Annotated in this window: 7 protein-coding genes; 4 read left to right on the forward strand and 3 right to left on the reverse strand. The window is 72.5% G+C overall.

All coding sequences use genetic code 11. The features are described from left to right. On the forward strand, window positions 1-1,407 hold a 1,407-nt coding region (locus VFW24_15620; GenBank protein ID HEX5268195.1), incomplete at its 5' end, for a leucyl aminopeptidase. On the opposite strand, the gene VFW24_15625 is transcribed toward VFW24_15620, so the two are convergent. After that, on the reverse strand, window positions 1,305-2,045 hold the full coding sequence (locus VFW24_15625) for a hypothetical protein (GenBank protein HEX5268196.1): 741 nt from the start codon (window positions 2,043-2,045) through the stop codon (window positions 1,305-1,307). The genes VFW24_15620 and VFW24_15625 overlap by 103 nt on opposite strands. A gap of 39 nt (window positions 2,046-2,084) precedes the next feature. Here VFW24_15625 and VFW24_15630 point away from each other — a divergent pair, with 39 nt between their 5' ends. Next, window positions 2,085-2,861, forward strand: coding sequence for an NAD-dependent deacylase (locus tag VFW24_15630; GenBank protein HEX5268197.1), 777 nt, complete (start codon window positions 2,085-2,087; stop codon window positions 2,859-2,861). Here VFW24_15630 and VFW24_15635 read toward each other — a convergent pair. Further along, window positions 2,837-3,454, reverse strand: a complete 618-nt coding sequence (locus tag VFW24_15635; protein ID HEX5268198.1) for a nitroreductase family protein — start codon at window positions 3,452-3,454, stop codon at window positions 2,837-2,839. The genes VFW24_15630 and VFW24_15635 overlap by 25 nt on opposite strands. 95 nt (window positions 3,455-3,549) lie before the next feature. Between VFW24_15635 and moeB the strand changes: the two genes are divergently transcribed. Then, window positions 3,550-4,725, forward strand: a complete 1,176-nt coding sequence (moeB, locus tag VFW24_15640) for a molybdopterin-synthase adenylyltransferase MoeB (GenBank protein HEX5268199.1) — start codon at window positions 3,550-3,552, stop codon at window positions 4,723-4,725. Between the two features lie 16 nt (window positions 4,726-4,741). After that, window positions 4,742-6,331 (forward strand): methylmalonyl-CoA mutase family protein, encoded by a 1,590-nt coding sequence (locus VFW24_15645; protein ID HEX5268200.1) that lies wholly within the window; start codon window positions 4,742-4,744, stop codon window positions 6,329-6,331. A 336-nt stretch (window positions 6,332-6,667) separates the two neighbouring features. Here VFW24_15645 and VFW24_15650 read toward each other — a convergent pair. After that, window positions 6,668-6,868 (reverse strand): hypothetical protein (locus tag VFW24_15650; GenBank protein ID HEX5268201.1); only part of this gene is annotated, 201 nt, incomplete at its 5' end.

Here is a 6,868-nt window from a genome sequence, read left to right on the forward strand (position 1 = left end):
GCCCCCCCGGGGATCACCGTCTCCCCGGCCTACCTGGCCCTGCGGGGCTTCGAGGGAACGCGGGGCCAGAGCGTGGCCGTGCCCGGGCCCGCCGGGAAGGTGGTCCTGGCCCTGGGCACGGGCGCGCCCGGGACCGACGACCTCGAGGCTCTCCGCCTGGCCGGGGCCGCCCTGGCGCGGGGGGCGGCGCACGCCGGTCACACCGCTCTGTTTGCCGGGAGCCTGCCCCGCGGCGTGGATCCCGCCGCCGCCGGTCAGGCCCTGGCGGAGGGGGCGTCGTTGGCGGCGTACCGCTACACGACGTTCAAGTCCGAGGCCAACGGAAGTGAGCGGGCCCGCCTCGAGCGGGTGACGGTCGTGGGTGGTGACCTCGGTCTCGCCGCGGGTCTGGAGCGGGGAGCGGTGCTGGCCTCGGCGGTGGCCCTGGCCCGCGACCTGGTCAACGAGCCCCCCGGCTCGCTGACGCCGACGCGGATGGCCGAGATCGCCACCCGGCTGGCGGCGCGGGCCGGCCTCGAGGTCCGGGTCTACGACGCCGCCGAGATCGACGCCGAGCGGCTGGGCGGCCTGGCGGGCGTGGCCCGGGGCTCGGACGAGGAGCCCCGGCTGGTGCGCCTGGAGTACACGCCCCGTCGGGCCGAGTCGTCGGTCCCGACCGTGGCGCTGGTCGGCAAGGGCATCACCTTCGACTCGGGGGGCCTGTCGCTCAAGACCGCCGACGGGATGATGACCATGAAGACCGACATGAGCGGGGCGGCGGCCGTGCTGGCCGCCATGTCGGTGCTCTCCCGCCTGGCGGTGCCGGTGCGCGTGACCGGCTTCATGCCGCTCACCGAGAACATGCCCGGCGGGAGGGCCATCAAGCCCGGCGACGTGCTGCGAGCCCGCAACGGCAAGACCATCGAGGTGCTGAACACCGACGCCGAGGGCCGCCTCGTGCTGGCGGACGCCCTCTCGCTGGCCGTCGAGGAGGGCCCCGCCGCCATAGTCGATCTTGCCACCCTCACGGGCGCGGTGGTGGTGGCGCTGGGCCGGCGCATCGCCGGGCTGATGGCCAACGACGACGAGCTGGCCACGCGTCTCGAGACCTCGGCGGCCCGGGCCGGCGAGCGGCTCTGGCGCCTGCCTCTCCCCGACGACTACCGCAAGGACATCGACTCCGAGGTGGCCGACATCAAGAACATCGGAGGCCCGGGGTCGGCCGGTTCGATCGTCGCCGGTCTGTTCCTCCGCGAGTTCGTGGCCGAAGTCCCGTGGGCGCACCTCGACATCGCGGGCACGGCGCGCTCCGACACCGCCGACGGCTACACCACCAAGGGCGCCACCGGATTCGGGGTCCGCACGCTCGTCGAGCTGCTCCGCACGTACGGCCAGCCCGCCGACCCTTCCGGCGGCGCCGCCTCCTGATCCCGGGCGGCCCCGTCCCCGGCGGCCTGCTCGGCCAGCCGGTGCCGGTCCCACGCCCACTGCGCCGACTCGTGGGCCAGCGCCGGGTGGTAGCGCCAGCGCAGCAGCTGGCGCTCGGTGGACTCCACGTCCTCCCCGAGCTCGACCAGGCTGAGGGCCAGCTGGCGGGACCGGCGCCGCACGGCGTCGGCGGCGCGGGGCTGGCTCTCCTGCCAGCGCTGGTGGGACAGCTGGAGCGAGGAGGGCAGCCGCACGACCTGGCGCCGGGTCAGCGGGGGTAGGCGCCGCCGCACCGCCAGCGCCCCGTCCTCGTCGATCCGCGCCACCTCGAAGTACACGGCCCGCTCGACGCAGCGGTCAAGGGGGCCGTTGCGGCCGGCCCGCCTTCCGAGCCCCAGCACCCGCGAGAGCTCGGTCAGGCCCAGCGTGGCCCCCTCCGGGTGCTCCTCCAGCACCGCCACCAGCCGGCGCAGGAGCCACGTGGTCGTGGGGCCCAGGATCCCCAGCCAGAACTCCTCCACGTAGGCGGACCGGGGGTCGTGACCTAGCGTGTCGAGGACCGGATCGGGCCAGGGGCGCACGTCGAGGGTGCGCCCGACCCGGCCCGGCTGGCCTACCGCAGACGAGGTTTTGATCATCTTTCATAGTATTTCATGTCATCCGGGATGGGTCAACGGGTGAGTGTCGACCTGGCCGACCTGAACCGGGCGCGGGACTGGATCGACGCCGCGTCCCGGGTGGTCGTCCTGTCGGGGGCCGGGATCTCGACCGACTCGGGCATCCCCGACTTCCGGGGACCCCAGGGGACGTGGACCCGCAACCCCGAGGCCGAGAAGATGGCCACGATCCAGCACTACCTGGCGGACCCCGACGTGCGGCGGCGGTCGTGGCAGAACCGGCTCACCTCCCCGACGTGGGACGCCCGGCCCAATGCCGGCCACCGGGCCGTCGTCGAGCTGGAGCGGCGGGGCAAGCTCCTGGCCCTGGTGACCCAAAACGTCGACGGGCTGCACCTGCTGGCCGGCTCCGACCCCGCCCGGGTCATCGAGATCCACGGCAACGCCCGGGCCACCGTGTGCTGGTCCTGCGGGGACCGGCGCCCGATGGAGGAGGCTCTCGACCGGGTGCGCGCCGGCGAGGAGGAGCCCGGCTGCCCGGTGTGCGGGGGGATCCTCAAGTCGACCACCGTCCACTTCGGGGAGCCGTTGGTGGCCGCCGACCTGGCCCGGGCCGAGGACGCCGCCTCCACCTGCGACCTGATGCTCACCGTGGGGACGACCCTCACCGTCCATCCCGCCGCCGGGCTGGTGCCCGTGGCGGCGGCGGCCGGGGCCCGGATCGTGGTCGTCAACGCCGAGCCGACGGCCTACGACCACCTCGCCGACGCCGTGGTCCGGGGCCAGATCTCCGAGGTCCTCCCCGAGATCGTTCAGCCCGTCCAGGCCACGCCGTAGCGGCCGGCGTGCACCTGCGCCGCCCGCTCCCGCCGGCCCCGCGCCAGAGACGGGCTGGGCCGGTCGGGCGCCGGCCACCCGATCAGCACCGCCCCCACCGGGCGAACCTCCTCCGGCAGCCCGCACGCCCGCCGCACCGCCTCCTCGCCGCGGAACAGGCCCATGAACAGCGCCCCCATGCCCTCGTCGACCGCGGCCACGAGCATCGCCATCACCGCGCACCCGGCGTCCACCCACCAGAACGGCACGGGCCACCCCGCCTCGTCGTCCAGGCCTGAGCCCGCCTTGTCCGGCTCGGAGTAGCGCTCGACGTAGGGGCCGGGGCCGGTGAGCGGCATCACGATCACCGGCGCCCGCCGGGTCTGCTCGTGGCGGGGGTGGGCGGCCCGCCAGGCGGCGTCGGTCGCCGCCTCCCAGAACGCCTCCCGGTCACCGGCGGTCTCCAGGACCAGCAGGTCGACGCCCTGGCTGAAGCCCGCCGACGGCGCCCGCCGCCCCGCCTCCAGCACCCGGGCCAGGGCCTCCCGGGGCAACTCCCGGTCCTCGAACGCCCGCACCATGCGCCGCCGGCGCAGCGCCTCGTAGGTCTCCACCGGGCCAACCTAAGCCGCCCCCCGCCACCGCTCTCGTCCCGGGAATGTCGACCTGACCGGTAGGGTTTTACCTCTGGATCAGCAAGGAGCGACCAGTGGCCAGTTTCCGTGAGCTCTTGTCCAACGCCAAGAGCCAGATCAGGGAAGTCGACACCGCCGAGGCCGAGCGCCTCGTCGGAGGGGGAGCGCTGCCCATCGACGTCCGGGAGCCCGACGAGTACCAGCAGGGGGCCGTCGAGGGCGCCCTGCACATCCCCCGCGGGCAGCTCGAGACCAACATCGAGGGCCGGGTGAGCGACCACGCCACCCCGCTGGTCGTGTACTGCGCCGGCGGCACCCGGTCGGCCTTCGCCGCCAAGACCCTCCAGGACCTGGGCTACGAGGACGTGGTCTCGGTCGTGGGCGGCTTCAACCGCTGGAAGGACGAGGGCCGGGCCTGGAAGGTGCCGCCCGTCCTCACGCCGGAGCAGCGCAACCGCTACCACCGCCACCTGCTCCTCCCCGAGGTGTCCGAGGCCGGCCAGCAGAAGCTGCTGGCCTCCAAGGTGCTGCTGCTCGGCGCCGGCGGTCTGGGCTCGCCCGCCGCCCTCTACCTGGCCGCCGCCGGGGTGGGCACGATCGGGATCATCGACATGGACGTGGTCGACGCCTCCAACCTGCAGCGCCAGATCCTCCACAACATGGACCGGATCGGCGAGCGCAAGGTCGACTCGGCCAAGAAGACCCTGACCGCCGTGAACCCCGACGTGAACGTGGTGACCTACGACGCCCGGCTCGGGGCCGACAACATCCTCGACATCATCGACGGCTACGACGTGATCGTCGACGGGACCGACAACTTCCCCACCCGGTACCTGGTCAACGACGCCTCCCTGCTCAAGCGGATCCCGGTCGTCCACGGGTCGATCTTCCGCTTCGAGGGCCAGGCCACCGTCTTCGCCCCCTACGACGGTCCCTGCTACCGGTGCATGATCCCGGAGCCGCCGCCCGCCGAGCTGGCGCCCTCCTGCGCCGAGGCGGGGGTGCTCGGGGTGCTGCCGGGCATCATCGGGTCGATCCAGGCCATGGAGGCCATCAAGGTGCTTCTGGGCCTCGGGGACCCGCTGATCGGGCGCCTGCTGGCCTACGACGCCCTCGAGGAGACCTTCCGGAGCTACAAGGTCCACCGCGACCCGAAGTGCCCGGCCTGCGGTGAGGACGCCGGACCGATCGTCATCGCCGAGTACGACGAGCTCTGCATGCCCCACCCCAAGGAGCCCCCCGCGGTGTAGGGCATAGCCTCTGGCCATGCCTGAAGCTGACAAGGCGCGCCGGACCGACTCCGGCATCGAGATCCGGCCGGTCTACACCGACGCCGACCTGAACGGGTTCGACCCCGACAACCGGCTCGGCCGCCCGGGCGCCTACCCCTACACCAGGGGCATCTACCCCGACATGTACCGGGGCCGGCCCTGGACGGTCCGGCAGTACTCCGGGTTCGGCACCGCCGAGTCGACCAACGAGCGCTGGAAGCTGCTGCTGGCCGGGGGCGGGACCGGCCTGTCCTGCGCCTTCGACCTGCCGACGCAGATGGGCTACGACTCCGACCACCCCCGCGCCGAGGGGGAGGTGGGCAAGGTCGGCGTGGCCATCGACTCCATCGCCGACATGCGCCTGCTGCTGGCGGACATGCCGCTGGAGCGGGTCACCACCTCGATGACCATCAACGCCACGGCGGCCATCCTGCTCCTGCTCTACCAGCTCGTCGCCGAGGAGAACGGGTTCGACGCCACCAAGCTGGGCGGGACCATCCAGAACGACATCCTCAAGGAGTACGTGGCGCGGGGCACCTACATCTACCCGCCCCGCCCGTCGATGCGGGTCATCACCGACATCTTCGCCTACTGCCGCGAGCACCTCCCGTCCTGGAACACCATCTCGATCTCCGGCTACCACATCCGGGAGGCGGGCTCCACGGCGGTCCAGGAGATCGCCTTCACGCTGGCCAACGGCATCGCCTACGTGCAGGCGGCGGTGGACGCCGGGCTGGCGGTGGACGACTTCGCCCCCCGGCTCAGCTTCTTCTGGAACGCCCACAACAACCTCTTCGAGGAGGTGGCCAAGTTCCGCGCCGCCCGCCGGATGTGGGCCCGGATCATGACCGAGCGCTTCGGGGCCCGGAACGAGAAGTCCAAGCTCCTCCGCTTCCACACCCAGACGGGCGGATCGACGCTCACCGCCCAGCAGCCCGAGAGCAACATCGTGCGCACCGCCGTCCAGGCCCTCGCCGCCGCCCTGGGCGGGACCCAGAGCCTGCACACCAACGGTTTCGACGAGGCCCTCGGGCTCCCGACCGAGCGGGCGGCCAAGATCTCGTTGCGCACCCAGCTGATCCTCCAGCACGAGTCGGGCATCACCGACACCGCCGACCCGCTGGCCGGGTCCTACTTCGTGGAGTCGCTAACCGACGAGGTCGAGGACCGGGCCTGGGAGTACCTGGAGAAGATCGACGGGATGGGCGGGGCGGTGGCCGCCATCGAGGCCGGCTACATGCAGGACGAGATCGAGCAGGCCGCCTACTCCTACGCCCGCTCCATCGATGCGGGTGAGAAGGTCATCGTCGGGGTCAACCGCTACGCCGATGCCACCCCCGAGCCCGCCGAGGTCTTCCCGATCGACCCCGAGCTGCAGCGCCGCCAGGCCGACCGCACCCGCCGGGTCCGCGCCGACCGCGACCAGGCGGCCGTCGGCGCCGCCCTCTCCGACCTGGAAGCGGCCACCCGGGCCAGCCAGAACCTCCTCGTTCCCATGAAGGAGGCCCTGCGCCTCCAGGCCACCCTGGGCGAAGTCAGCGACGTGCTCCGCCAGGTCTTCGGTACCTACCAGCCGGCGCGCTGACCGGCTCGGCTGGGCCCGACGCCGCTCCCCGCCTCCGCTCCCGCTGGGCGGCCCTACCGCGCCGATTCCAAAGAGTCCGAAAGACACGTCGCGTGGTGAAGGTCCGTCCCCCGACCGCGGATCGTGAATTCGGAACGGGGTGGAACATGACGCGTGACGTTGCTGGATGATCGGCGAGATTCTTGGCCACTCGCAGTCGCGGGCATCCCGCCCAAGGTGGCCGGCCGGGTCGGCGCAGCTTCGTTCTCCCGTCCGACGCGTTCCATCCCGTTCCGAATCCACCGACCATGCTGATCCCAACGCGCAGGGTGACTTTCGGAGACTGTGAAACCGATGTCAGGTAGGTACCGCAGCCTCTCGCCGTAGACGGGGGCCGATCCGGCCTGCGACCAGGGCCACCAGGACGATCCCGATGAAGAGGATGTAGAAGGGGAAGGCCACCACGGCGGTGGTCAGGTGCCGGACGGTCAGCAGGGTGATCCCGGCGTTGGCGGTGGCGCCGATGTACACGCCGGAGGTCTCGGTCTCGGGATGGCG

The organism is Acidimicrobiales bacterium, from assembly GCA_036273495.1.
GTDB lineage: Bacteria > Actinomycetota > Acidimicrobiia > Acidimicrobiales > JAJPHE01 > DASSEU01.